This window comes from uncultured Gimesia sp. (assembly GCF_963976445.1).
In the GTDB taxonomy this organism is placed as follows: domain Bacteria; phylum Planctomycetota; class Planctomycetia; order Planctomycetales; family Planctomycetaceae; genus Gimesia.
The window spans coordinates 1-25,659 of sequence record NZ_CAXBKP010000036.1 but is presented as its reverse complement, the minus strand read 5'-3'; the positions used below and the strand labels follow the sequence as shown (position 1 = coordinate 25,659).

Annotated in this window: 20 protein-coding genes; 12 read left to right on the top strand and 8 right to left on the bottom strand. The window is 50.4% G+C overall.

Annotated elements, in window-relative coordinates; translation table 11 throughout:
• The first annotated feature begins 175 nt into the window (after positions 1-175).
• The gene (locus tag AAC022_RS25255; protein WP_339735737.1) at positions 176-655 is read left to right on the top strand and encodes a hypothetical protein; all 480 of its coding nucleotides are present in this window, start codon (positions 176-178) and stop codon (positions 653-655) included.
• A 16-nt stretch (positions 656-671) separates the two neighbouring features.
• Here the strand turns inward: AAC022_RS25255 and AAC022_RS25250 are convergent, their stop codons facing one another.
• Entirely contained in the window at positions 672-1,217 is a 546-nt protein-coding gene (locus AAC022_RS25250) for a gamma-glutamylcyclotransferase family protein (protein WP_339735735.1), read from the bottom strand.
• A gap of 476 nt (positions 1,218-1,693) precedes the next feature.
• On the opposite strand from AAC022_RS25250, the gene AAC022_RS25245 reads away from it, so the two are divergent.
• The 5 genes from AAC022_RS25245 to AAC022_RS25225 all read left to right on the top strand — a co-directional run bounded on the left by AAC022_RS25245 (position 1,694) and on the right by AAC022_RS25225 (position 6,999).
• A complete protein-coding gene (locus AAC022_RS25245) occupies positions 1,694-3,691 on the top strand; it encodes a PAS domain-containing protein (protein WP_339735734.1) in 1,998 nt (665 codons plus the stop codon).
• A 135-nt stretch (positions 3,692-3,826) separates the two neighbouring features.
• Positions 3,827-4,867 (top strand): TauD/TfdA family dioxygenase, encoded by a 1,041-nt coding sequence (locus tag AAC022_RS25240; protein WP_339735733.1) that lies wholly within the window; start codon positions 3,827-3,829, stop codon positions 4,865-4,867.
• Between the two features lie 150 nt (positions 4,868-5,017).
• On the top strand, positions 5,018-5,524 hold the full coding sequence (locus AAC022_RS25235) for a YbaN family protein (RefSeq protein WP_339735731.1): 507 nt from the start codon (positions 5,018-5,020) through the stop codon (positions 5,522-5,524).
• A gap of 181 nt (positions 5,525-5,705) precedes the next feature.
• Positions 5,706-6,629, top strand: coding sequence for a TIM barrel protein (locus AAC022_RS25230; protein WP_339735729.1), 924 nt, complete (start codon positions 5,706-5,708; stop codon positions 6,627-6,629).
• Between the two features lies 1 nt (position 6,630).
• The gene (locus AAC022_RS25225; protein ID WP_339735727.1) at positions 6,631-6,999 is read left to right on the top strand and encodes a DUF2237 domain-containing protein; all 369 of its coding nucleotides are present in this window, start codon (positions 6,631-6,633) and stop codon (positions 6,997-6,999) included.
• A gap of 95 nt (positions 7,000-7,094) precedes the next feature.
• On the opposite strand, the gene AAC022_RS25220 is transcribed toward AAC022_RS25225, so the two are convergent.
• The 4 genes from AAC022_RS25220 to AAC022_RS25205 form a co-directional block, all read right to left on the bottom strand.
• A complete protein-coding gene (locus tag AAC022_RS25220) occupies positions 7,095-8,300 on the bottom strand; it encodes a PQQ-dependent sugar dehydrogenase (protein ID WP_339735725.1) in 1,206 nt (401 codons plus the stop codon).
• 136 nt (positions 8,301-8,436) lie between these two features.
• Positions 8,437-9,642, bottom strand: coding sequence for an NPCBM/NEW2 domain-containing protein (locus AAC022_RS25215; protein ID WP_339735723.1), 1,206 nt, complete (start codon positions 9,640-9,642; stop codon positions 8,437-8,439).
• A 40-nt stretch (positions 9,643-9,682) separates the two neighbouring features.
• A complete protein-coding gene (locus AAC022_RS25210; RefSeq protein ID WP_339735721.1) occupies positions 9,683-10,780 on the bottom strand; it encodes a prenyltransferase/squalene oxidase repeat-containing protein in 1,098 nt (365 codons plus the stop codon).
• A 112-nt stretch (positions 10,781-10,892) separates the two neighbouring features.
• The gene (locus tag AAC022_RS25205; RefSeq protein WP_339735719.1) at positions 10,893-11,213 is read right to left on the bottom strand and encodes a hypothetical protein; all 321 of its coding nucleotides are present in this window, start codon (positions 11,211-11,213) and stop codon (positions 10,893-10,895) included.
• Between the two features lie 383 nt (positions 11,214-11,596).
• Between AAC022_RS25205 and AAC022_RS25200 the strand changes: the two genes are divergently transcribed.
• Entirely contained in the window at positions 11,597-12,412 is an 816-nt protein-coding gene (locus AAC022_RS25200; RefSeq protein WP_339735717.1) for a phosphoribosylformylglycinamidine synthase subunit PurQ, read from the top strand.
• A gap of 18 nt (positions 12,413-12,430) precedes the next feature.
• On the opposite strand, the gene AAC022_RS25195 is transcribed toward AAC022_RS25200, so the two are convergent.
• Positions 12,431-13,651, bottom strand: a complete 1,221-nt coding sequence (locus AAC022_RS25195) for a pyruvate carboxyltransferase (RefSeq protein WP_339735715.1) — start codon at positions 13,649-13,651, stop codon at positions 12,431-12,433.
• A gap of 269 nt (positions 13,652-13,920) precedes the next feature.
• Between AAC022_RS25195 and AAC022_RS25190 the strand changes: the two genes are divergently transcribed.
• Entirely contained in the window at positions 13,921-15,732 is a 1,812-nt protein-coding gene (locus tag AAC022_RS25190) for a cation:proton antiporter (RefSeq protein WP_339735713.1), read from the top strand.
• Between the two features lie 59 nt (positions 15,733-15,791).
• Here AAC022_RS25190 and AAC022_RS25185 read toward each other — a convergent pair whose 3' ends face one another.
• Together AAC022_RS25185 and bshB1 are read right to left on the bottom strand one after the other, a co-directional pair.
• On the bottom strand, positions 15,792-17,249 hold the full coding sequence (locus AAC022_RS25185; RefSeq protein WP_339735711.1) for a Gfo/Idh/MocA family oxidoreductase: 1,458 nt from the start codon (positions 17,247-17,249) through the stop codon (positions 15,792-15,794).
• Between the two features lie 304 nt (positions 17,250-17,553).
• Positions 17,554-18,267, bottom strand: coding sequence for a bacillithiol biosynthesis deacetylase BshB1 (bshB1, locus tag AAC022_RS25180; RefSeq protein ID WP_339735709.1), 714 nt, complete (start codon positions 18,265-18,267; stop codon positions 17,554-17,556).
• Positions 18,268-18,485: 218 nt separating this feature from the next.
• On the opposite strand from bshB1, the gene AAC022_RS25175 reads away from it, so the two are divergent.
• From AAC022_RS25175 to AAC022_RS25160, 4 genes are all read left to right on the top strand, one after another.
• Positions 18,486-18,779 (top strand): hypothetical protein, encoded by a 294-nt coding sequence (locus tag AAC022_RS25175; RefSeq protein WP_339735707.1) that lies wholly within the window; start codon positions 18,486-18,488, stop codon positions 18,777-18,779.
• Positions 18,780-19,077: 298 nt separating this feature from the next.
• Complete coding sequence (locus AAC022_RS25170) at positions 19,078-22,632, top strand: DUF1553 domain-containing protein (RefSeq protein WP_339735705.1); 3,555 nt, start codon at positions 19,078-19,080, stop codon at positions 22,630-22,632.
• Positions 22,633-22,636: 4 nt separating this feature from the next.
• Entirely contained in the window at positions 22,637-24,109 is a 1,473-nt protein-coding gene (locus AAC022_RS25165; protein ID WP_339735703.1) for a DUF1501 domain-containing protein, read from the top strand.
• Positions 24,110-24,196: 87 nt separating this feature from the next.
• A complete protein-coding gene (locus AAC022_RS25160; protein WP_339735700.1) occupies positions 24,197-24,904 on the top strand; it encodes a DNA alkylation repair protein in 708 nt (235 codons plus the stop codon).
• Positions 24,905-25,659 lie beyond the last annotated feature (755 nt).

The following is a 25,659-nucleotide window of genomic DNA, read 5'->3' as shown; positions in this document are numbered from 1 at the left end:
GAACTCTTATTATATGAATGCTGCTTAATAATGATTCTTTAGGGAATACGCTGTCCGTCGCCTATTACGGACTCCCTGCGTTGCTGAAACCGGGGGAAGATGGTTTAATATTCGCCTCTGAATCGAAATTACTTCATCGGCCCACCAGACAAATACATCACCCGACGGATTTACAGTGACTGAAGAATTAACCGCCTACCACGAAGCGGGACATGTGTTGATGGCAGTTCGGGTTGGTGCTCGCGTGCATTCGGTCACCATTGATCCAGACTGGGATGATGGACCGGAACGGTTTGGTGATGCGCAAATTTCCTGGCCGGAGGGTGTGTTCGATGAAAAAACGTTTCTGGAAAAAACCATTCTCGTAGCACTGGCCGGCCCGGTTGCAGAAATGATTCATACGGGCGATCCGTTTCACCCCGCCTTGGTCGGTGAATGGTCGGGAGACTGGCAACAGGCGCTGCGTGCCGCTTCCATCCTGGTATCTCAGCGACAGCCTCGATTACAATATCTGGAACAGAAAACGGTGGAATTGTATCACTTATTCCGAACTGATTCTTACTGGTGTGCGATCGGAGAACTGGTTGACCAGCTACTGGCCCATGAAACACTCGAAGAAGATATGATCAACGAGATTGTCTCTACCTGGATCTAACTTTGCCTGACGTTACTTAATCGGCTTGTTTTGATTCATGAGAATCCCGAATCGTTTCCAGTAAACGCTGGTGCTTGCTTGCTCTGTGTGGATTGTGCTCTTGAATCATGGCGACACCCTGTAATTGCGCAAGGTAATCGAGCGGAAATCCATGAAAGAGGGCGCCTTGCAGAACCAGATCATGATACCAGTCAAACGGTTTCATACTCTGATCGATATAGTCCGACATGGCCTGATAGGTATAAACTGGGAATATCTGATTCTGCCGGGTGACAACCCTCGTCTTCAGAATCTGGTAGCCCTCTCCCAGTGATTCATGTTGATCGAGAATTGTTTTTTGTGCGGCTGAGATTTGATAGACCACGCCCCAGACTCCTGTCGCATCCGTTTCCCGGAAGACAATGTCACATTTACCGGAACGATCCAGGCCCACTTTATGAAAGCAGAGTGCTGCCCTTTCCAGCTGGGCCACCCCTGCGATTTGACACGCACCAATGCGGGATTCCAATCTCGCTGGATGGAGATTTGACCCATACGCGAAATAATTCATTAACTCAGCCATAACCATTGTTCTTTCTTTGGCGTCATACCAGAACTTTTTGCACCAGACTGGCGTGACCTTTATAGTGATTTTACGTAGAAGCAATTCTTTATGTATCGTCAAACCCTCATACATTGAACGTGACTCTAAGTATTAACCCTTGATATTTGTCTTTGAGAAACGATGTGGAGGGGAATCCTGTTCCAGCGAACGTTAAGTCATGAGTAATTCCAGTAATCAATTCAATTGATAGATCAGACGCATTTTAAACTTTTTTTGTAAATGAATCCCCTCAAACCGCATACAATCCCTGATATACAGACTCCCACACTTCATCGCATATCGAGAGTCATCTGCAGTATTTGCCTTTTTTTAAGCTAATTTTCTTATGGTCTGCGTCTGCTCCCATCAAAAACAGAAATTAAAAACAACCGCCGCTTCTATTGTAAAGCGATACTTCTTAGAGAGACAACTATGTTTAGATTGGAAGCGTCCCCATGTCATTCAACCAAACTCAAGAACTTCAAGCTGATAACAGCAAACACCCGGTCTTAATCTGGGCGTCAGGCTTGGATCAGAGTCACGATTTTTTTAATCAGGCCTGGCTCGATTTTACTGGCAGTGAAGTACATCAAAATATCAACGCCGGCTGGTTACAGTTCATTCACCCCGATGATTTGCCCCTGTTCCAGTTGACCTATGAGAGAGCGCAGACTGCGCAACAGTCGTTTCAAATCGAATTTCGACTGAAGAAGCATGATGGGACGTTTCGCTGGATGCAGTGTAATGCTGCTCCTCGCCCAGACCTGACAGGAAATTTTTCCGGTCACATTGCCACCAATATGGACATCCACGATCAATTGGTCGAAAAATCAGAGCAGATCACATACGAAGAAAACTATGAACTCTTTCTGAACTGCATCACGGAAGGGATCTGGGACTGGATTGATGTCAACTCAGACGAGCAATGGTGGTCACCGCGTTTTTATGAACTGCTGGGCTACCGTGATCAAGAAATTGGAGCCAGTTTCAGCACATTCAAACGGTTGCTTCACCCGGATGATCTTCAAGCCACATTACAAGTCCTCGACCAGACCTTGGAAAACGAGATCCCTTTTGATACTGAGTTTCGATTGAGAATCAAAGGAGGCGAGTACCATTGGTTCAGAAGCACTGCCAAAATCATTCGGAATTCAAATGGGAATGCAGTCCGAATGACCGGTTCGAATTCAAACATTCATCGCCAGGTTCTGGCAGAAGAAGCACTCAAAGAGACCCGCAGATTAGCCGAACAGGCACAATTGGAAAAAGAAACCTTCCTGGCGTTAATGAGTCAGGAAGTCCGCACACCGCTCTCTGCAATATTGGGATTTTCGGAAATCCTGAGTGAATCCAGCGATGATCTGGAAACCCAGACTGCAGCGGAAACAATTTATACCAATGGCCAAAGCCTGTTAGATACGATTAACGACTTTCTCGATCTCTCCAAACTTGAAGAGGGACTGCTGGACATTGAAATTCTCGATTGCTGTCCGGTAAAAGTGATCGAAAATGTCCGTGGATACATGGTAAAGAAAGCAGAAATGAATGATCTGCAATTCAACGTCGAATATGAAACCGAAATCCCGGAAATCATCAAATCCGATCCAATTCGGCTGAAGCAAATCCTCACGACCGTGATTGGCACCGCGATCAAGCTCACCAAGAAGGGGGGCGTGAAACTCGGCGTCAAAACATCCCGCATTGAAAACGGTACTCATCAACTGACATTCACGGTGACGAATACGGGAACCGAACTTTCAATAGAACAATTCAGCGACCTGTTCACTCCCTATCGACTGACAGATGAATTAATGACACATCCGGTAAGTGGACTGGGGCTGGGGCTGGCCGTCAGCAAACATCTGACTGAAATGCTGGGAGGGCGCATTCAGGTCACAGATCAGGATGCTTCCAGCACCACAGTTGAGATCACCATCGCGGTGGGAGACATCAGTAAACTTAAAATGGAAAAGGTGTCCGCATCCAAAAGACTCGAAGAAATTAAAACCTACAAAGCGTCCCATGATTTTCTCAAACAGGATTGTCATATTCTGCTCGTAGAAGATGGGATCTACAATCAACGTTTGATTAATTTCCTGCTCACCAAAGCGGGTGCAGAAATCACGATTGTCGAAAACGGCCAGCAGGCGATTGACGAATTACAGAAAAGCCGGGAGATCGGAGATCCGATTGGGGATCCCTATGACCTGATCCTGATGGACATTCAGATGCCGGTACTAGATGGCTATTCCACCACACGCCAGATTCGTGCGCTCGGATATACCAAACCCATTATCGCGCTTACGATTCATGCAATGGACAGCGACCGCCAGAAATGTTTTGATGCGGGCTGTGATGAATATATGAGCAAACCTCTCGAACGCAAAAAATTGATCAGCATCATTAATTCGTTTCTAAAGAAACCACAAAACCAGAATCTGGTGGCAAAATAAGTTCCATCTGGCTCTGCCACCAGAAGCAAGATACGACTCCGAATTGCAACCACAACTTTTCACTCTGGTTTCATTCTGCTAAGATCATCTTTTATCATTACAGATGAATGATCGTCTAACAGGAGTGTTCCAAGCGTGAGTGACAGCCCGAAACCCAGTCCCCTGCCCGGTCCGTTTCAGATTCCCGCAGCCTGGAAAGGCACCGAATTGTTTGAAAGAGAGGACTGGTCAGTCAAACTGAATCAGCAACACCTGCAGGATCTGCAAGAGGCCCTTCAGACTATCTCAACGGAAGAACTGAGACTGGAACAGATCACCGTCAACCGGTTCCCACTCCCTCATCTCGGTCCCGTACTACGCCAGATTCAAGATCAACTCGAAGTTGGTTCCGGCGCCTGTCAGCTCAAACGGATTCCCGTCGAAGATTATACTCCCTGGCAGTTGGAGTGTCTGTTCTGGCTGATCGCGGTTCATCTGGGAACTCCTGTTTCCCAAAGTGCAACCGGAGAAAAACTCTTTCACGTCCGCGATGAAGGTTATCAGATCGGTCAGGCACAAGCGCGCGGACCAAATACCCGCAAACGACTCAGTTTTCATACTGACCGTTGTGATGTGATCGGCTTTCTCTGCATTCAACAGGCGATTTCCGGCGGCGATAATCAGCTGGTCAGTTCTGTCGCTCTGTTTAATGAAATGCGTGACCGCTGGCCTCAGTTGACCCAGGTTTTGATGCAGCCTTTTTATTATCTGAGACACAATGTGGATCAGGGGAATGCTAAACCGTTCTGCCAGCAACCCGTATTTTCTGTTCAAGACGGTCAATTTGCAGGCAGCTTTCTGCGCGTGCTAATTGAACGCGCTTATACATCTCCCGATTTACCTGATATGACTCCCGCGCAAAAAGAGGCGCTGGATCAACTGGAGGCCCTGGCTGAATCGCCGGAAATGAGCGTGACCTTTCAGCAGGAACCAGGCGACCTGCTCTTCCTCAACAACTGGGTCACATTTCACCGTCGAGATGATTTCGAAGATTCCACTGAAACACATTTAAAACGGCATCTACTACGTGCCTGGTTGTCTGTGCCCAACAGTCGTCCATTAGATCCACTATTTGCAGACAACTATGGGAAGACGGCTGCCGGCGCTGTTCGTGGCGGCATGCAGCCTGCCCGTTGAAACGAAAGGCACTCCTGATTGAATCGTCGCAAGACATAGGGCATTTACCTCAATCCTCTTCAGAAGAAATCGATCTTGTTCCCAGACTGGTTTCAGCTAAAATCAACACTTGATCTCTCCATTCGCTCAATCAATCCTGACCCTGGTTTCATGATTCGAAATTCGCAGCCGCAAAAAGAACTCTCGAAAGATTCAGATGGCCCGGGCCTGACCATCGAACGTATTGCGTTTGATGAAATTCATCCCGCGTTTCTGGATACGCTGAATGAAGCGGCCGTCCCCACGGTCACCGGATTCAAAAAAATAGTTTACCTCAGTCTGGCGGCACTGTTCTTCGTACTGGGAGTTCTCGGCGTTGCATTACCGGTCCTTCCAACAACGCCGTTCCTGTTGTTAACCAGTTATTTTCTGATCAGAACATCACCGCGTCTGAACCAGACCTTGTTACGTTCCCCGGTACTCGGTCAAGTTTTAAAAGACTGGCAACAGGCAGGTGGTGTCAGATTAAGCGTCAAAATCCAGGCGGTCTCAATTGTGGTCCTGATCATTTCAGCAACGCTGATTTTCTCACCACTCCCAATTCCCTTCAAGACCACGCTGGTGATCCTTGCCAGTATTGGCATTCTGGTCATCACACGACTGCCTCATCTCCGTTGATCACATCGGCCCAGCGAAACAGGCCCGAATGCTGCGATGGTTGACTCACTCTCCGAGATTGACTTTTGCATACTCAAATTGATTCCATGTGAAATCAGGTGCATCCTCTGGCCGCTTCGACTAGAATAAACCTCTTCCGACCTATCACCTGATATGAATTTCACAACAAGGAGTCCCTCATATGCAACGACGAGAATTTATCAAAAATAGTGTCATCGCAGGCAGTACAGCAGTATTGGCCGGCGCTGCCGCGCAAGCTGCTGAAACCGAACAGGGTAAATCGTTCCAGCTCAAATATGCACCACACTTCGGCATGTTTAAAAACGCCGCCGGCAAGGATCCGCTGGACCAGCTCAGTTTCGCCGCCGACCAGGGCTTTACCGCCTGGGAAGACAACGGCATGAAAAAGAAGCCCAAAGAACTTCAGCAGCAAATTGCCGATACCATGGAAAAACATAACATGGAAATGGGCGTGTTTGTGGCTCATGGCTCAATTGGCAAGCCGACCTTCGTCCGCAAAGACAAAGCGGTCTGGGATGCGGTTCTGAAAGACATTAAAGATTCTGTCGAAGTCGCGAAACGCGTGAATGCGAAATGGATGACAGTCGTTCCCGGTAACGTAGATGAAAATTCACGCGATCGACTGGCCGAGGGTTATCAGACGGCGAACGTGATCGAGTTGCTCAGACGCTGTGCCGATATTTTTGAACCACACGGCATGGTCATGGTTTTGGAACCACTCAACTGGTATGCCAATCATGGCGGTACTTTTTTACAAGGTTCTCCCCAGGCTTATGCCATCTGTAAAGCCGTCAATAGCCCGGCCTGCAAGATTCTGTTTGATATTTATCATCAGCAGATCACCGAAGGCAACCTGATTGTTAATATCGACAATTGCTGGGACGAAATTGGTTACTTCCAGTCCGGCGATAATCCGGGACGCAAAGAACCAGGGACCGGTGAAATCAATTACCTGAACGTGTTCAAGCACATTCATTCCAAAGACTTTAATGGTGTGATTGGAATGGAACACGGAAATTCCAAACCCGGCAAAGAAGGTGATCTGGCTGTGATTGAAGCTTATAGAGAGGTTGATCAGTTTTAATATGACGGATAAAAAAGCAAAAAATGTACTTGGCACTGAACTTGAAACCTGCTCGCTGGAACCACTCACCGGGTTTTATCGGGATGGATGCTGTAACACCGGCGGGTCCGATATGGGCCTGCATACGGTATGCACACAAGTCACTGAGGAATTCCTGGAATTCTCCAAAGAACGGGGCAATGACTTGAGTACTCCGCTCCCGCAGTATGAATTCACTGGCCTGAAGCCAGGTGACCGCTGGTGCCTGTGTGTAGAACGCTGGAAAGAAGCACTGGAAGCAGGGATGGCACCACATGTGAAGCTGGAATCCTGTCACATTTCGTCTCTCGAATTTGTCGACCTGGAAGACCTGCAGCAATACGCGATTTAACAGACTCTGTTATCGGAAAAAAGAAAAACACGGAACCACAATTAAAGTGGTTCCGTGTTTTATTGTAATGCTCGTAGCGACTCGTCTCCCGCTGATTATTTTGCTTTCAGCATGAAGATTTCGCTGAAGGAAGACGACAGAAACATTTCGCCGTTCGGACCTTCACCGAAAGTCATTACGGGAATGCTGGGTGATTCAATCACGTGGTTGGCTGTGACTTTCTTATTCTCAGCATCATATTTCAGAGCCCAGAATTTTCCGGAAACATAGTCGCCGTAAATGTATGAGCCGACGATGGCCGGAATTGTTTTGCCGCGATACACCGATCCGCCGGTAATCGATTTGCCGACTTTGTGATCATACTCCCAGATGGGTTCGATTAAATGATCCCGGGCTTCGACTCCATTCGGACCAAAAGGATGTTTTCCTTCCCGAACCGACCAGCCATAGTTTCCACCTTTCACGATGATGTCAATTTCTTCCCAGAGCCCCTGCCCGACATCGCCGGCCCATAACAAGCCGGTTTTGGAATCGAAGGCGATCCGCCATGGATTGCGGAGCCCATAAGCCCAGATTTCTTTACGGGCGGTTTTGATCTCGACACTTTTTCCTTCGACAAACGGGTTATCTTTGGGAATTGCATAGTTCAACCCCGGGTCTTTGTGGTCGACATCAATTCGGCAGACTGTTGCCAGAACCGTTGTCAGATTCTGACCATTTTTAAACACATTGTTCCCGCCTCCCCCATCACCAAAGGCAATGTAGAGTTTTCCATCCGGACCAAAGACGACTGTGCCTCCACCATGATTCCAGGCAGGCTGCTTGACTCGCATCAACACTTCTTCCGAATCAGCCAGGGCTTTGTTCGGATTATCCTTTGACACGCGGAAACGGGAAATGACTGACGTATTCTGAGGCTTGTCTCCAGTACTGTAATAGATAAAGAACTCGCCGTTCTGTTTATAATTCGGGTGAAAAGCAAATCCCAACAGACCTTCTTCGTTCTGTTTGTCGCTGTAGACCACCCGGTCAGAGATATCCAGAAACAGTTTGCCTTCTTCCAGATCTTCATCTTCGGGTGTGTTGGGGACCGCGTAGATCTTCCCTTTTTGCGAAGCGATAAACAGACGGTCCGAATCATCGTCTGCATGCGTAATGACAATCGGACGGTCAATTTTTAGATATGGAAAGACTTTGACAATTTTCACTGGTGCAGGCGACGTATCGACTTTATCAGCAGCCGACAATTGCTGAGTGACCGCAAGCGTCACAATGAACAGCAGCGTGGTAATCGTTTTCATAAGATGTCTTCTTTGCATTGGATTGAGATTAACAGGTGGGACATACGGCAGACATTAATCACAAGAATAGAAAAAACCGTCTCTCAACGCTACTGACCGAACAGCCTACTTTGATGCGTCTTCCGGAAAAACAGCATCATTTCTGCAGAATCAAGACAGGCCGACACCAGTTGACCAGATCCTGGATGTCAGCATTCTTTCCGAACTCGACTTTCAGCACCAGTTCGCGGGCGCCACTGAGGTCAATGCGCGGCACAGCCCTTGCCCGTTGCTGTTCCGTTCCCTGGATTGATCGCTGATAAACAACACGTTGATCAACGAGAATCGACACTTCCACAGTCCCTTTGCCATTCGTGGAATCATCAATGCCAACTTCAGTCTGAAACGCAGCGTACTTGCCATCAAGTGTATAACGTAATTCAGCGGCGCTATGCACTCCCAGGCCGGTAGCGTACTCCCTACCCCCTACGCGCAAGGGACCTGCTACCACATTGCGATTACGGCGCCAGCCCCACTGCTGGGTGAAATAAGGCGTAAACTGATATTCGCTCGGCTCGAGTTGCGATAGAGGAACGACCAGTCCTCCTAATGGCGAAATAGAAACAAGTCGATCCAGCCTACATTTTAACTCTGCACCAAATAAGGTTTTCGCAGCGATCACAGTTTTATTCAAGACCAGGGACGACACACTCAAACGTGTACCATCGGTGAGCTCAAGCCGATAACGTAACTGATCTGGCTGTGGGAAATTGATCAACTCGGGATTAAAACAGAAAAAGTCAATTCCGGATCGAGGGACTGCTGTTTCCCCGGCATTCGATTCAAAACGAAACGTCTGCGCATCAAACCCCAGAAATTCTCCTTCCAGAAAATCACCGTTTTTCAAATAGAACAGATCTGATTTTTTTTTGAGCTGCGCAATCTTTTGCAGTAATCGCACCTGCGATTTTTGAAACGCGGGCCATTGAAAAAAGACGCTCTGAATTGTTTCCAGGGGAATTTTCCATTCGCCTGTTTCCGGACAGGAACTCAGGCGTACGAGTATCGATTCCTCTTCCGAGCGCAGAATCTCTACATGAATGCGATCATCATTCGCCAGAACGACAAGCCCTCCACGAGTCGGATTGGCTAGAGGTTTCCCTGCCACAACCCGAATGATCTCAGCAGCGGGAACGGTGCGCGTTCCTGCTTCCGTCTGAAATGTGAATTGGTTCTGACCAATTTGAAGCAGCGTCCCCTTTAGAATCGTGCCATCTGCCAGATCCAGATCTGCTGCAGCGACGAACCGATCCGTACCACAGAACAGGAAACAGACCAGAAACAGTTGGACAGACAAACGCATAACACACCGCACGATGAAAACTCAAAAGAATCAGACAAAATTAGCGTTGAAAGATGGGGATATTATTTCGGGGAATCTGCAATACAATACAGGACATGGCAGTACTATATTCAACACAGTTTGCACTGCCGGGCCGCCAACTGCCAGTCGTCATTTGACCGGCCACCAGTTCTTCCCGTATTGCAGTATACCAGTCGTCCCAGTACTCGGTACCTGCCTGCCACATTGCCTGGACGGCGTAGTATTGTCCGTAATAATAATGGCTGCCCCTGAAGTAACGTTGATTGGGAAGGTGCCGCATCAAGTAACCGAGTCCGTTTTTGATTTCTGCACCTTCATAAATCCCGGCACTATACAAGGCAACAACCCCCGCAGCGGACCGGGGAAATTCGCTCTCCGCCTGCAGCACCAGTTGATACCGAAACCCGCCATCCGGATTCTGACTTTTCTTAACATACTCAATACAGCGGTCGATGACTTCCTTCGAGATAAAAATGCCGCAATTCCGCGCTGCTCGGAGCGCCATAATCTGACACACGGTTACCGAAAGATCAGCGTCTCTACTCTCCGGGGTATAACGCCAGCCTCCTTTCGCGTTTTGCGACTTGACAATCAGTTCGACGGCTTTCTCCAGCTTGATGCGCACATCCTTACTGTGCGTCATCCCATACACCTCTGCCAGAAACAACGTTGCGAAACCGTGTCCATACATCGGTCCGTGTGAAATACTATCGGGGGAAATGATGTATCCCGAAGGCTTACAGGAAGCGAGAATAAATTCCACTGCCTTTTGGACCTGCATCCCATACTTGCCTCTGCCCGGAGTGCTGCCCTCTGCCAGGAATGCCATTCCACACAAAGAGGTCACAGCCACATTATTTTTGAAGGTGGTACCAGACCCGAATGAACCATCGGGGTGCTGTCGTTCTGCCAGAAATTTTAATCCCCGACTCACGGCATTCCGCGTGGGAAGCGTATAATACTTCTTCCCCTGTGCGTCGATCGAACGGTTGACTTCGACCTGCGCCATCACCGGCTTGATGCCAACGATGAAAGCCGGACTCAAAAGCAGCAAAATTCCTTGCACGTAAAAATAAGTCGCGGGAATCAGTTTTGCCTCGGAGCATCGATATCTCAAGATAGCCACTTGCCCTGAACAGAGTTGAATGTATTTCTTCCGGTATTTCATTGTACGGAAAGCAGAACGAATGAAAAGCGGAAGCACAGAAAATCAGCATCTGACCGCACGATTAAGGACGGATCACTTCAGGATATTTTGAGTTACCGCCCGACAATTTGGGTACAGGATGCAGGGTTTGTCCCGGTCGTGGCTGTACAAAAGGGCGACTTCGGATGGACTGCTCAATCGACAGCCGTGATTCGGTACGTTGCGTTCCAAATTCGCGCGGTCTGACGACACCGGGCCCCAGAGCACTAGAAGGCAGCGGATCTTCCAGTTCCATCATCTTCTGTTCTTCCATTTTCTGACTGCGTGTCATCCCCTGGCGACCCGGAAATAGACGCGGAATCCGCGTATTATACGAATTAAAGCAGCCCGAACATGCGGGCATCAATAATACGACCAGGATCAATCGAAACAGGGGGTTCATGAAAAGTCAGACTCAGAAAAAAATGCGCTGGTAATCACTCAGAAGAAGATCGGACCAGAAAGGGCTCGACAAATGGTGGGGAACTATAGCAAATTCACCAGAGAGCGAACAGATTGATTTTCCACAGACCTAACTGACAAAGAGTCGCCTAACTTGCTCGTATTTCAGGGCTTATGACTGTACAATTCAGACCGACATTCCCTGAATCAGGAAAACCCGGTTTTTCAGAGGGTATCAACGTCCTGACGCTGGAATTATAGCGGTTTTCGGAATAGCATCCTCAATAATGGAGACGATTCCTTTCACCACACGGAAATTGAAAATCAAGGATTAATTCTGTTCTTATGTCAACTCCCCCCAAAGTTTGTGTGTTACGCGCCCCTGGAACGAATTGTGATATTGAGACGGCACATGCATTTGATCTCTGCGGAGCCGAGTCAACAAGAATTCATCTCCTGAAACTGCTGGAAAATCCCAGCCAACTTGATGAATATCAGATTCTCTGCTTGCCCGGCGGTTTCAGTTATGGGGACGATGTGGGTGCGGGGGTGATCTTCGCCAGCCATCTGCAGGGACAACTTGCTGATGTGATTGGCAACTTCCTGGCGGCTGACAAACTGGTGTTGGGAATCTGTAACGGTTTTCAAGTATTGCTCAAAGCCGGAATTCTACCCGGCGGTGCTGCAAACTGGCCACCCAAAGCGGATCAAAGCCGCGATGCGACATTGACTTGGAATACGAACGGCAAATACACGTCGCTCTGGGTGAATCTCGGAGTACTGGCACCGCAGAATGTCTTTTTGAAAGGCATCGAGCAGATTGAACTTCCCATCGCGCACGCCGAAGGACGCATCGCCGTCAGCGATGATTCGATTATCGCTGACTGGCAGGCGAATCAGCAAATCGCCATGTGTTATCGCGAAGCGAGTGACGCGGATACCGTCCTGCAGGAAGACATCCTGCCTTACCCCGTGAACCCCAACGGCTCCGTGTATAACATCGCTGCCTTAAGTGATCCTTCGGGACGCGTACTGGGACTGATGCCTCACCCCGAGCGTTTTCTGTTTGCCACGCAACATCCACAATGGACGCGTCTAGGACTGGAAGGCGAAGGCGAAGGCATGAAACTGTTCCGCAATGCCGTCAATTATTTCGAATAAGCCGAGCCCACGTTCGCTTTACTTCGAAAGTTTCCGTAACAAGTCATCATCGACCAGTTCCCCCTTGGGTAGCTCCTTGATCGCCTGTAAGACGCGCTGCACGATTTGCTCGTTCGGCTCTTTTCCAAGTTCATGCAGCCGATGCAGAATGGCTTTCTTGCCGCTGTGTCGGCCCAGAACCAGTTTGATCCCGCTCTCGCCGACCGTTTCCGGGCGATAAGGCAAATAGGTATCAGGATTCTTGAGTAACCCATCCTGATGAATGCCCGCTTCGGTGGCGAAGATATTACTGCCGGCGACGGGTTTCATGGGAGAAAGGGCAATGCCCGTCAATTCCGAAACCAGCTTGCAGAGCGGCGCCAATTGAGAGATATCCAGATAATGCGGCCGCTCAAACTCGTCCTGATGCAGATGCAACGCCATCGCCACTTCTTCCAACGCCGCATTCCCAGCTCGTTCTCCAATCCCATTTACCGTGCACTGCACCACATTCGCGCCGGCATCAATACACGCGAGAGTATTCGCGACCGCCAGACCGAGATCATTATGAAAATGCACGGCCAGCAGAACATTTTCGATGCCCGGCACCTGATCCTGAATCTGACAAATGAATTCCTGTGCTTTATAAGGCGTCAGAATGCCCACCGTATCCGGAAATCCGATCGTCGTCGCACCGGCGGCAATGGCTTCCCGATACACTTCACATAAAAAATCGACTTCGGTGCGACTGGCGTCTTCCGGGCTGAAGGCGACGATATCAAACTTCTCCGCCGCATACTGAATGCTGTCGACGATCAGCTTGAGCACTTCAGATTTGTTTTTCTCGAGCTTGAACTGGCGATGTAAAGGACTCGTACCACAAAACAAACTGACCCCTCTTTTATGCGGCGGATTTCCCGCCAGTGCTTCCTCCGCGGCATCAACGTCACCAGGCAAGGTACGACATAAAGCCGTCAACACCGGCTTTTTGATGACCCCCACCATACTTTGAATCGCATCAATATCCGCCTGCGAAGAAGCGGGGAAACCGGCATCCAGTGAATGCACGCCGGCAGCTTCCAGTGCTTTGGCGATCTGTAGTTTTTCAATTGGGTCCAGTGTGGCGCCGGGCATCTGTTCGCCATCGCGCAAGGTCGTATCACTGAATAAGACCGTTCCTGAGCGGCGGTGATGTCGAATGACGGCCCGCTTCACTTTGTTTTTAATATTTTTTTTCGCACCGGAGAAAAACTGAAACATGCATCTGTATCCATACAAAACTTGGAATCCGTGTTTCCGACTGGAACACGATTATAACCAGCCCCCGTATTTGTGACAGCTTTTTCAGAAATATTCAATTTATTTAATCCGGATTGATCCCCAAAATCACAGCCGGCGTTCGGCCCACTCTCAAAAAAACAGGTTTTCTCAACAGTCCTGAACAAGTCAGTAAAGTAAGCCCTTTCCCAGAATCGCGAAGTGCTATAATATCAGAAACAACATTGCCTGAAATAAAGGATTAAGCAGCAATGAGTGAGGCCTTCTTCCGTATTTTACATCCCGACGCTTTCATCATGCTTGCAGCAGTTGAAGGAAGTATGTGGCATTCTCTGGCGGATATCCTGATCTTGCTGGCCGCAGCAATCGTCCTGGGCACGATTGCCGAGCAGTTGAGACAGAGCGCCATTCTGGGATATATCGCTGCCGGAACGCTGGTGGGCCCCAATCTGCTTGGCTGGGTCTCAAACCAGAAAAGCATTTTTGATCTTGCCGAACTGGGAGTCGCGTTACTGCTATTTGCTATCGGACTAGAATTCTCACTGCCACGACTTCTTCGGCTGGGACGTATCCCGCTGATAGCCGGCATCTTGCAGGTTATCTTGACACTGCTGGCCGGAATGACCGTTTCTATTTTACTCGGATATGCATTCGCAGAAGCATTAGCCGTTGGCGCCATGATCGCCTTGAGCAGCACCGCCTGTGTAGTCCGCATGCTCAATGACCGCGCAGAACTGGATGCGCCCCACGGGCAAACAGCGCTTGGTATTCTGCTGGTTCAGGATATGGCCGTGATTCCGCTGATGTTAATTATCACCGCGCTGGTCAGCCAGGGAACACCGGGGGAAATTATCAGCCAGCTGGGTATCTCATTTTCCCTCGCAGCGCTGTTTGTGGCTGTGTTTTACGGGCTATTTAACTTTGTCCTCCCCCGTCTGCTGGAATTATCATCATTGCGTCGCAATCGGGATTTCCCCATTCTCTTGACAATGGTGATGGCGGCGGGTTCTGCCTGGGCAGCCCATCGGCTGGGACTCAGTCCGGCGCTCGGCGCTTTCGTTGCGGGCGTTCTCCTGGCGATCTCTCCGTTTGCAACTCAAATTCGATCTGATATCCAACCGCTGAAAACCGTGCTCGTCACCCTGTTCTTTTCAGCCGTCGGCATGTTTGGAGATCTGAACTGGGTTGTGGAGAATTTTGGAGTCGTATTGGCAGTGGTAGCTGCGATCGTTACCGGAAAACTGTTGATCACATTTGGCGTGACCTGGCTCTGTGGCCAACCCTGGCAATTTGCTCTCGGTACGGGTCTTTGTCTCGCGCAGGTCGGGGAATTTTCGTTCGTCCTGGCGACGGTAGCACGTGGCGAACCTGGTACAGAGAGCATTCTCTCCGAATCAACATTCCGCGCTATTGTCTCTGCCACCATCGCTACGTTGATGTTGACCCCGTATCTAATACAACTGGCGCCGGTCGCTGCCAATTTCCTTCGTCGCTTCAGTCGAAAACAGCCTCGATTAGACTTAGGACAGGAGAATCCAGAAACGTCGGTTACTGATTCCGAACAGGAAACATCAACCAATCTGATTCTCATCCTCGGCTTCGGCCCTGCAGGTCAGCGTGTCGCAGGAGAACTCCTGCAAGTCGGTCTGAAACAGATTGTGGTCATCGACCTGAATCATGAAAATCTGCGAATCGCTAAACAATACGGGCTGAAATCATTGCTAGGCGATGCCACCCAAATTGAAGTACTGGAACACGCGGGGTTATACCGCTCGCGACTTGTCATCACGACTCTGCCCAGTCCGACCGTCTGCCGCCAGATCATTTTTATGGTTCGCCAACTCGCTCCTGGAACAGCCTTGTATGTCAGGTGCCGCTATCATCTGCACCACTGGCAACTGCTGGCAGCGGGCGCCGATGTGATTGTCGACGAAGAGGAGCATGTAGGCGAATGTCTGGCAAAACACATCCTGGAATCCCCGCTGCTGCAACAGTTGTTGCAACCGACCCAGAAACCAGATTCCACTGAAGACGCAAACCGCTCAACGCAAGCCATTGAATAAAAAAAGCCTCCTTCACCAGGAAGGAGGCTTTGATTGTCATTTCAAATCTCAGTTGAGACTTATAGATTTGCAGAGGTGGGAACCACGAATGGCTTGCGATATTCGCGTGTCAGTTTTGGATTCGCAGTCGAAGCCATACCACCGGTAAAAGTTTCTTTCTTGCTGTCGATCGACAACTTAGGTCCCATACTGATCACGGCGTCATCAGCATCAAGCTTGTTGTTGCTCAGGTGCTGACGGAATCGGCCGAGAGTTTCCAGAGCTTCGCTGTCACCTTTCATTTCGCCGGCAACTTCCTTAACCGGCATTGTTTCGCCGAGTTCGTAGGAAATGTTACCCAAGTGACACAGGGCACTGGAAACGTGACCTTCTTCGATATCCGCATTCAGATCGCTGATCTTGCGGCTGCGAACGGCATCCACAAAGTTCCCGAAGTGATCTGCTGATCCAGAGAACTTCTTGATCAGTTTGCCATCGTTGTTAAATGCCGAAGCACTGTTGTAGCTGGGGATCACCACATAACCGTCGGTACCGTAGAAGATGACTCCTACTTTAGCGCCCCGATAGGCTTCGGTTTCCAGACCACGTACTTCGAATACCAGTCGCTTGTCACCAAACTGGTGAATGCTGACCTGGGTATTGGCGACATCGCCGGCATCAGTATATCCCAGACGACCACCGTAAGCCTGAACGCTATCACCAACATTATCGACGCCTAAGCCCCAGCGAGCGACATCCATCTGATGAATGCCCTGGTTCCCCAGGTCACCGTTACCTGTTGGTGTCTGCCAGTGCCAGTCGTAATGGAACCGCTTACGGGTCAACTGAGCCATCGGTGCTGGTCCGAGCCAGAGATCATAATCAACGCTGGCAGGCACATCGTAGTTGCCTTTAGCACCAATTGATTTACGTCGTTTATAGCAGGTACCACGAGCCAGTTTGACTTCGCCGATACCACCGGCTTTGATAAACTCGACCGCGTCGATCAGACCGGGTTGTGAACGGCACTGAGTTCCGGTCTGCACAATCTTGTTGTACTTGCGAGCTGCTTCAACGATGCGACGTCCTTCACTCACATTGTGACTGACTGGTTTTTCGCAGTAAACGTCTTTGCCAGCTTGAATCGCCCAGATCGCTCCCAATGCATGCCAGTGGTTCGGAGTGGCAATGCTGACGACATCGATTTTCTGATCGTCAAATGCTTTTCGCAGGTCTTTATAGTAGGTAGGCTTTTTGCCGGTTTTCTTAAATACGTTTCCAACCCCTTTGGTCATTCCGACACTTTCATCGGGATCAACAATCGCAACCACTTCTGTATCTTTGCGACCTGTGAACGCCCCCAGGTGAGATTGTCCACGGCCGTTAACGCCCAGCAATGCGACACGCAGTTTTTCGTTCGGGCTGCTAGACTGTTTCTCTGCTGCAGAGAGTTGAGGAACAGAAGCGCCCAAGGCTGCTGCACTGGCGGCAGCAAACATCGATTGTTCCAGAAATTCGCGACGAGAATGTTGAGACATCTTCTTTTTTCTCCTCAATTTAATGTCAGATGGAAGGATTGCTTTATGCACGTTACGGTGGGGGGATCACAGTCATTCAAACAGCTGGTGTTAAGCTTGACTCTGTATCACCAGCCAGCTGAATCAGGACTGTGCTATACAGTCGATACGTCAATCGTACTTTTTTAATTCTGTTACGCAAAGTCTAACCGATGAAAGTACGAACATTCAAGGTTGAACACCAAAACCTCACTTCGAGAGGGCGTTTTTTCTCCTGAACCGTGTCTGCTTTCCCCTTTTATAAAATCCGCAATACCATGACTCTCTACGTCAGTTCGGCAGCTGACAATGGTAGAAAACTTTGAATTCCGATCTCTTCGCGACTGGCAAAAGGTTCACCATAAGCACGATGAATTGTCCAACCCCAGTAGCGGGCACGGTCTTTGATGTCATCCAACACAGTCGGATGTTCAGTAGGCCGACCAGTAATCAACTGACTTTCGTAACTGCGAACCGCCTCCATTTTCTGTTCGATATGCTCAGAAATATCGAAGACAAAACTCGGCTTGGGATGAATCCGCAGGTGAATGCTCCAGAAATAATAGATCTGAGGCGGCCAATACCGTTCTCCCGCCATGTCGGTTTTACTCAGTTTCGCCCAGAATCGGGCTGCATCCGTCAGATGACTAGCCGAGACATGATCGGGATGTACGTCTTCCCAATAGGGAGCCAAAATCACTTTCGGGCGCTGAGTGCGAAACACAATCGCCAGTTTCCGCCGGGCTTCCAGACTCGACTCCAAACTCCGATTCGGCAGCTCCAGATTTTCGCGATAATCCAGATCAAGAACCGCAGTCGAAGCAGCCGTCTCTTGTTTTCGAATCTCAGGGCTACCATAAGGCGTTGGCTCACCATTGGTTAATTCGATGACTCCCACCCGCAAGCCCTGCGATTTACAAGCCAGAATCGTCCCGCCCACACTAATCTCTGCATCATCCGGATGAGGGGCGACAACAAGTATATCTAAAGCGGAATCCACGTGATCTCCTCGATGTATGGCTGAATTCAGATTTAAAACCACCCCAAAAAAGGGGTAGGCGCAGTTTACCAAATCAGTAAAATGCCGGCTCTCTTCTCTCACAGGGATCTTCATCCCTACTCAAAAACTCACATCACTACATTATTGTTGACCATCAATCTTAACGGCTGAGGCGCTTCCTGTCCTCATCTGACGATGATTGTATGGAGGAACATCTCATGAAATCCTTCGTTTTGACGTGTATCGTCTGCGTTCCGGCATGTTTTCTCACTACCGGTTGCGCTGCCATCATGGATCCGATCACCGAATTGAACCGCGAAACCATGCGGGCGTTCAAACCCAAACCGTTCGACTCTGACTGGAGCGGCGAAGAAGAAATCGACCAATGGGCTTCGGTAGGCGAAGAAGCACGCGGCGATCGTCCGATGGAATCAGATCCCGATGCCTGGTGGCAAAAATACGTCATGAGCTCCAAAGCCCGGAATATCGAGCGTAACCTGGGGATTGAATAACGCCTCGGAAGCCTGATCAGGCTTCTCGGACATGTCTCTCTCTAAAATGAGACATTTTCTTGCATCTGCTCGCGCAGGAAGGTAAGATAAAAGCTGGTGCTTGCGCCACTTAAATAATTTCAACTTACCTGCTGACTGTCTCCCTGACAGTCGGCTACCGTTGGTCTACACACTGACGGACTGGTGTCACCAAACCTAAATTCGTAATGTTTGATGCCACACTCTCTGCTTCATCTCTAGGATCGAGGTGATTCACCAGGTGCATCTGCATTGCACTCCTTCCCGAAGGTGAATACCGATGTTTGATCTCTCCCTGAGAAACATTTCACTGAGAAACATTTCACTGAGAAAGATTTCACCGAGAAATATCTCTCTGACTGGATTTGCTCTCCTGCTGATCGCCACCAGCAGTACCACCATCCTTGCAGAAAAACCATCAGACAAGAACCAGGCGATCATCGACGTCGATTTCAATCGCGATATCCGTCCGATCCTCTCTAAGAACTGCTTTCACTGTCACGGCCCCGATGAAGAGACACGCGAAGCCAACCTCCGACTCGATCAGCGAACGTCGGCAACCGCAAAACTGGAAAGCGAAGAACACGCGATTGTCCCCAAGAACGCCGAGCAGAGCGAACTCTTTCAACGCATCATTTCGTCTGATGAATCATTGGTCATGCCCCCCCCTGATGTAGGTGAGAAATTGACAGATTCCCAGATCGCGAAAATCAAGGCGTGGATCGAACAGGGCGCCCCCTATGCCCGGCACTGGTCCTTCATTCCGCCAAAACGTTCCCAACGCCCCACCGTCAAACAGAAAAACTGGCCGGCGAATGACATCGATTATTTCGTACTCGCACAACTCGAACACGTAGGTCTCAAAACAAGTCCAAAGGCAAACCGTTATACGCTCATCCGTCGTCTGAGTCTGGACCTGCGCGGGCTGCCACCGACTCTCGCAGAAGTCGATCAGTTTCTGAAAGACAAATCTCCCAATGCCTATGAAAAACTCGTCGATCGGTTTTTAGCCGATCCCGCGTTCGGCGAACGCTGGGCCCGCAAATGGCTGGACCTCGCCCGTTATGCCGACTCGAAAGGCTACGGCTCTGATCCCCTGCGAATGGACATCTGGCGTTATCGTGACTGGGTCATCTCCTCGTTCAATAACAACATGCCCTTCGATCAATTCACGCTCGAACAACTGGCCGGCGATCTCTTGCCGAATGCCACGCTCGAACAAAAAGTCGCGACGGCCTTTCACCGCAATACCATGACCAACACCGAAGGGGGCACCGACGACGAAGAATTCCGAACCGCCGCCATCACTGACCGCGTCGATACCACATTCCAGGTCTGGATGGGCCTGACCATGGGATGTGCCAAATGCCATACCCATAAATACGATCCGATTTCGCAGAAAGAATACTATCAGCTCTACGCATTCTTCAACCAGACAGCGGACAACGATCAACCAAATGATGCCCCCACCATCTCCGCCCCGACACAGGGAATGCTGGAAGCAACAAAACGCATCGATACCGAAATCGCAGCACTGAATCAAAAACTCAAAACCCCCACCAAAGAACTCGTGCAGGCACAACAGCAGTGGGAATCCTCTCTGCACGCCAAACCGAACTGGAACGTACTCACCCCGCTGACAGTCAAATCGTCGGCCGCCACAACAAAATTCCAGATCCAAAAAGACGGCTCGATCCTCGCATCGGGACCAGCCGCCAAAGAAACCTACACAATCGAAACCGAACTCGAAGTTCCCGCATTCAAAGCCTTGCGACTCGAAGCGCTTCCCGATACAAGTTTAAAATCAAACGGACCGGGCCGCGCCACGGATGGCAATTTTGTTTTGTCAGAAATCAAAGCCGAATCGAGACCCGCTCAGGCGGAAGACACACCCGTCAAAGGTCAGTTCCTGCGAATTGAACATCAGGGAAACGAAAAACAGATTCTCTCTCTGGCCGAAGTCCAGGTCTTCCAGGCGGACAAAAACATCGCCGGTCAAGGCGTCGCTACACAGTCCAGCACCACACATAACGGACCCGCCAAGCTGGCCATCGATGGCAATACCGATGGCCATTTCTTTAGTGCGAAATCCACCACCCACACCGACACCACCGTCAAACCCTGGTGGGAACTCAATCTCAAAACAGACACCCCCATTGAACAGATCAAAATCTGGAACCGCACCGATGGCACCGGCGAACGACTTGCCAACTTCAAAGTCAGTCTGCTCGATGCCAAACGCAAACTGGTCTGGCAAACAATCGTCGCCGCTCCCCCCAAACCAAGCACCACGCTGCCACTCTCCAGTCGCAGAACAGTTCCGCTCAAACGGGCGTTTGCTTCATTCTCACAAACCGGCTTCCCCGTCAGTGCCACCATTGATCCGGCAAACAAGAACCAGAAAGGCTGGGGCATCGCATCGCAATTCGGAAAAGCACACAGCGCCTATTTTCTTCCCGACAACACGCCCGTCGCCGCTACGGGGAAACAACGGCTGATCATCACCCTCGCACACAACTATAAAGATCCGCAATACGCGTTAGGCCATTTCCGTCTGTCTTACACGACCGAATCAAAACTGGAGCCGCGGCTCAAAGTCCCCGATGACATTCTGGCCATCGTAGACAGTAAAGAGCGAACGCCGGTTCAACAGGAAAAACTCGCCAACTACTACCGCAGTTTCGCTCCACTCCTGAAACCAACGCGGGATCAAATCGCGCAGCTCCAGAAATCCAAACCGAAATATCCGCAGCTCCCCATCATGCAGGAACTGCCGACCGACAAACAACGCAAAACTCATATCATGGTCCGGGGCAGTTTTCTCTCTCCGGGTGATGTCGTTGAACCAGCGCTATTGAGTGCTTTCAATCCCGCTCCGAAACAGGTTCCTCAAAACCGGATCGCTGTGGCGAAGTGGTTGACCTCACCAGAAAACCCACTCACAGCCCGCGTCGCCGTCAATCGATATTGGTCTCAATTATTCGGCGCCGGACTCGTCGTGACTGAAGAAGATTTCGGTACGCAAGGCGAACTCCCCAGTCATCCCGAACTGCTCGACTGGCTGGCAACCGAATTCGTCCGCATCGGCTGGGATAGAAAAGCGCTGCTAAAAACAATCGTCATGTCCAACACCTATCGGCAGGATTCCACCACGACACCCGAGCATCTTCTAAAAGACCCCCGCAATCAACTCCTTTCGCGCGGCCCACGTTACCGTCTCGAAGCCGAAATGATTCGTGATCAGGCACTGGTCTTAAGCGGCCAACTCAACAAAAAAGTCGGCGGCCCTTCCGTCTATCCTGTTCAACCCGATGGCATCTGGCGAGCCGCATTCAACGGACAACGTAACTGGGCCACCAGCAAAGATGACAACCGCTTCCGGAGAGGCCTTTACACCTTCTGGCGGCGAACCGTCCCCTACCCCTCAATGGCAACCTTCGATGCACCGAGTCGAGAAATCTGTACGATCCGCCGCATCAACACCAACACGCCGTTACAGGCGATGATCACCATGAACGACCCCGTCTTCATCGAAATCTCGCAGGCACTCGGTCTGCGGATCTTCAAAGAAGGCGGCTCAACACCACGCGAACGAATTGCCTATGGCTTGAAACTCAGCCTGCTCCGTACCGCGCAGCCAGAACAAATCGAACCGTTATTAAAACTCTACGAATCAGAATTAGCCTATTACAAATCGCATCCCGAAGAAGCGGCGAAACTCCTGGAGAATTCGCTGAGACCTCTACCGGATCAATACAACAAATCAGAACTGGCAGCCTGGACCGTCATCGCTAACGTCCTGCTTAATCTGGATGGCGTTCTCACCAAAGGATAAATTCATGAATCTTCATCAGAAATCTTTACAGGCCCAACAATTACAAGCCGTCACCCGGCGCCACTTCCTCGCCCAAGGCTCCACCGGCATCGGCGCGATGGCACTCAGTGCGATGCTGGGTGAAAACCAAAGCCTTTCCGCCAACAAGCCCGAGAGCACCGAAACACACGCACCGAAATTCCGCATTCCGGGCAAAGCAAAAAGCGTCATCTTTCTACACATGGCCGGCTCGCCTCCACAGCAGGAACTGTTCGACTACAAACCCGAACTCGTCAAACGCAACATGCAGCCCTGCCCCGATTCGTTCCTCAAAGGACGCGGCTTCCCGTTCATCAAAGGGCATCCCAAAATGCTGGGCACGCCCTACAAATTCAAACAGTGCGGCGAGTCGGGAACGTGGATGAGCGAACTCCTGCCGAACTTCCAGAACGTCGCCGACGACGTCGCCGTCATCAAGTCGATGCACACCGATCAATTCAATCATGCGCCCGCCCAACTGTTCCTGTATACCGGTGCCCCCCGCTTTGGGGGTGCGTCGATGGGCTCCTGGATCACCTACGGTCTCGGTTCCGAAAACAAAAACCTGCCCGGCTTTATGGTCCTGCTCAGCGGCGGTAGTGATCCCAGTGGTGGAAAAAGTCTCTGGGGCAGCGGTTTCCTGCCATCCGTCTATCAGGGTGTGCAATGCCGTACAACCGGTGACCCGATTCTCTACGTCACCAACCCCAAAGGCATCAACCGCGACGTCCGCCGTCGCAGTCTGGATGCCCTCAAATCGCTCAATGAATTCGAACTCAAACAGTTCGGCAATCCCGAAACACTCACCCGTATCAACCAGTACGAACTCGCGTTCCGTATGCAAATGTCGGTCCCCGAAGCCGTTGATTTGGCTAGCGAAACTAAAAAAACGCACGACCTCTATGGCACGACCGGCGGTTCGCCTTCGTTCGCGAACAACTGCCTGCTTGCCCGTCGAATGGTCGAACGGGGCGTGCGTTTTATACAACTGTTTGATTACGGCTGGGACATGCACGGCACCGGCGCAGGCAACGACTTGATGACCGCCGTCCCGAAGAAAGCCAAAGACATCGACCGACCGCTGTATGCGTTGATCACCGACCTCAAACAACGCGGCCTGCTCGATGAAACGCTGATCGTCTGGAGCGGCGAATTCGGACGCACCTCGATGAACGAAGAACGCAACGGTTCCAAATTCCTCGGACGCGATCACCACCCCCACTGCTACACCATCTGGATGTCCGGCGGCGGCATCAAAGGCGGCACATCCTACGGCGAAACCGACGAACTCGGTTACTTCGTCGCCGAAAAGAAAACCAGCGTCCGCGATCTGCAATCCACCATCCTGCATCTCACCGGCCTCCACGCCCGCAAGCTGAAAGTCCCCTACCAGGGCTTGGACCAAAGACTCATCGGCCCCGCTGATGAAGACCATCTGCTGAAGGGTATTTTGGCTTGAGGACGGAAAGAGTTTATACTCGCTCCTAACGATCGTTCTGATTAATGAAAGCCAGAAAAACCGTCGCACCAACTCGGGAGAACAAAAATGACGGTAACCGAAGTCGTAGCGCAACTGGAAGAATTTGGAACGGATTCTACCAAAAATATTTTGATGAATCACGGCGCGCAGGCCCCTGTGCTCGGCGTCAAGGTGGCCGACCTGAAGAAACTTCAGAAGCAGATCAAACAAGATTACCAGCTGGCGCTCGATCTGTTTGATACCGGCATCTATGACGCGCAATACCTCGCTGGCTTGATCACAGATGACGCGAAGATGACCAAAACAAATCTGCATCGCTGGCTCACCAGAGCCAACTGCACATCGATTAGCGGCACCACCGTCGCCTGGGTAACTGCAGAAAGTCGATACGGCCACGAACTCGCGCTGGAATGGATTGATTCGAACAAGGAAGCCAAAGCCCAGGCGGGCTGGCAGACGCTCGCGAGCCTTGTCTCCATCAGGAACGATTCCGAGCTGGATCTGGCCGAAATGAAACGACTTTTGAAACACATCGCGCAGACAATTCATCAGCAACCCAATCTGGTCCGCTATGCCATGAACGGCTTTGTGATCTCCGCTGGTTGCTACATCAACAGCCTGACGGCAGCAGCGATTCAAACTGCAAAGAAAATCGGCACCGTCTCGGTCGATATGGGAAAGACCGCCTGCAGCGTGCCCTCTGCGGTCGAGTACATTCAGAAAGTACAACAACGAGGCACGATTGGCAAAAAGCGAAAAACGGCCAAATGCTAATTTTCCAAAGTAGCGCGCCAACAGGCATCGCAAAACAAAGCGTCCCCGCTTCCTGCCTGTGAGAACTCTAATACCTGTCATATCGATCTTCCCCCTGAAGTTCACCTGACCAGATTACCCTTGGACAGATTACCCTTGGACTGAATAAAATCCCCTTGACGCCAACCCGACGTTCGCCAAGATTCACCCCGTTGTGTGTCGCGCGCGAGTGCACTACTGGTTCAGCTGAAGAACCAAAACCACTGAGAAAACCAGCACTATAAAAGCCCCTCGTTTCAGCCACATTTGATAAAAACCAGCCTCTCAAAGCGATGCATGTCGACACAAACCGTCGCACAACGGACCTCAAACCAACCACGCCCACCACAACTCCGACACACATCTGCACTCTTTCGCCAACCATTTCTTTTCTCTCCCCCTTGACGGCCCCACGCTCTTCCTGAAAATATCCAACAATCAATCGGGCAACAATCAATCGGAAAACAGTCAGTCCCCAAGAAAACAAACATGAGAGAGCCCCGAATACACATCCAGACCAAGCACAGCGAGCAGATAATCTCAGAGAAAACAAACAAACCAGCATCACATTACCCCTTACAATAACAGACGTCCGTGTGCCACTGTTGGCTTGCCAACAGTGATCAGATCACCTACCACAAACCCCCACCAAGAGAGCTGAATATCTCCAACCCTGAGCGGATCGGCGCCAGCCTAATGGCACTTACTTTAGAAAATCATTGTAACCCACGGCAGAC

What these genes read in the sequence shown, in the direction of transcription:
- AAC022_RS25225 (WP_339735727.1), top strand. Translation starts at nt 6,631, where the DNA reads ATGACGGATAAAAAAGCAAAAAATGTACTTGGCACTGAACTTGAAACC.
- AAC022_RS25165 (WP_339735703.1), top strand. Translation starts at nt 22,637, where the DNA reads ATGAATCTTCATCAGAAATCTTTACAGGCCCAACAATTACAAGCCGTC.
- AAC022_RS25220 (WP_339735725.1), bottom strand. Translation starts at nt 8,300, where the DNA reads ATGAAAACGATTACCACGCTGCTGTTCATTGTGACGCTTGCGGTCACT.
- AAC022_RS25190 (WP_339735713.1), top strand. Translation starts at nt 13,921, where the DNA reads ATGAGTGAGGCCTTCTTCCGTATTTTACATCCCGACGCTTTCATCATG.
- AAC022_RS25170 (WP_339735705.1), top strand. Translation starts at nt 19,078, where the DNA reads ATGTTTGATCTCTCCCTGAGAAACATTTCACTGAGAAACATTTCACTG.
- AAC022_RS25230 (WP_339735729.1), top strand. Translation starts at nt 5,706, where the DNA reads ATGCAACGACGAGAATTTATCAAAAATAGTGTCATCGCAGGCAGTACA.
- AAC022_RS25195 (WP_339735715.1), bottom strand. Translation starts at nt 13,651, where the DNA reads ATGTTTCAGTTTTTCTCCGGTGCGAAAAAAAATATTAAAAACAAAGTG.
- AAC022_RS25205 (WP_339735719.1), bottom strand. Translation starts at nt 11,213, where the DNA reads ATGCCCGCATGTTCGGGCTGCTTTAATTCGTATAATACGCGGATTCCG.
- AAC022_RS25185 (WP_339735711.1), bottom strand. Translation starts at nt 17,249, where the DNA reads ATGTCTCAACATTCTCGTCGCGAATTTCTGGAACAATCGATGTTTGCT.
- AAC022_RS25200 (WP_339735717.1), top strand. Translation starts at nt 11,597, where the DNA reads ATGTCAACTCCCCCCAAAGTTTGTGTGTTACGCGCCCCTGGAACGAAT.
- AAC022_RS25235 (WP_339735731.1), top strand. Translation starts at nt 5,018, where the DNA reads ATGATTCGAAATTCGCAGCCGCAAAAAGAACTCTCGAAAGATTCAGAT.
- AAC022_RS25250 (WP_339735735.1), bottom strand. Translation starts at nt 1,217, where the DNA reads ATGGCTGAGTTAATGAATTATTTCGCGTATGGGTCAAATCTCCATCCA.
- AAC022_RS25245 (WP_339735734.1), top strand. Translation starts at nt 1,694, where the DNA reads ATGTCATTCAACCAAACTCAAGAACTTCAAGCTGATAACAGCAAACAC.
- AAC022_RS25175 (WP_339735707.1), top strand. Translation starts at nt 18,486, where the DNA reads ATGAAATCCTTCGTTTTGACGTGTATCGTCTGCGTTCCGGCATGTTTT.
- AAC022_RS25215 (WP_339735723.1), bottom strand. Translation starts at nt 9,642, where the DNA reads ATGCGTTTGTCTGTCCAACTGTTTCTGGTCTGTTTCCTGTTCTGTGGT.
- AAC022_RS25160 (WP_339735700.1), top strand. Translation starts at nt 24,197, where the DNA reads ATGACGGTAACCGAAGTCGTAGCGCAACTGGAAGAATTTGGAACGGAT.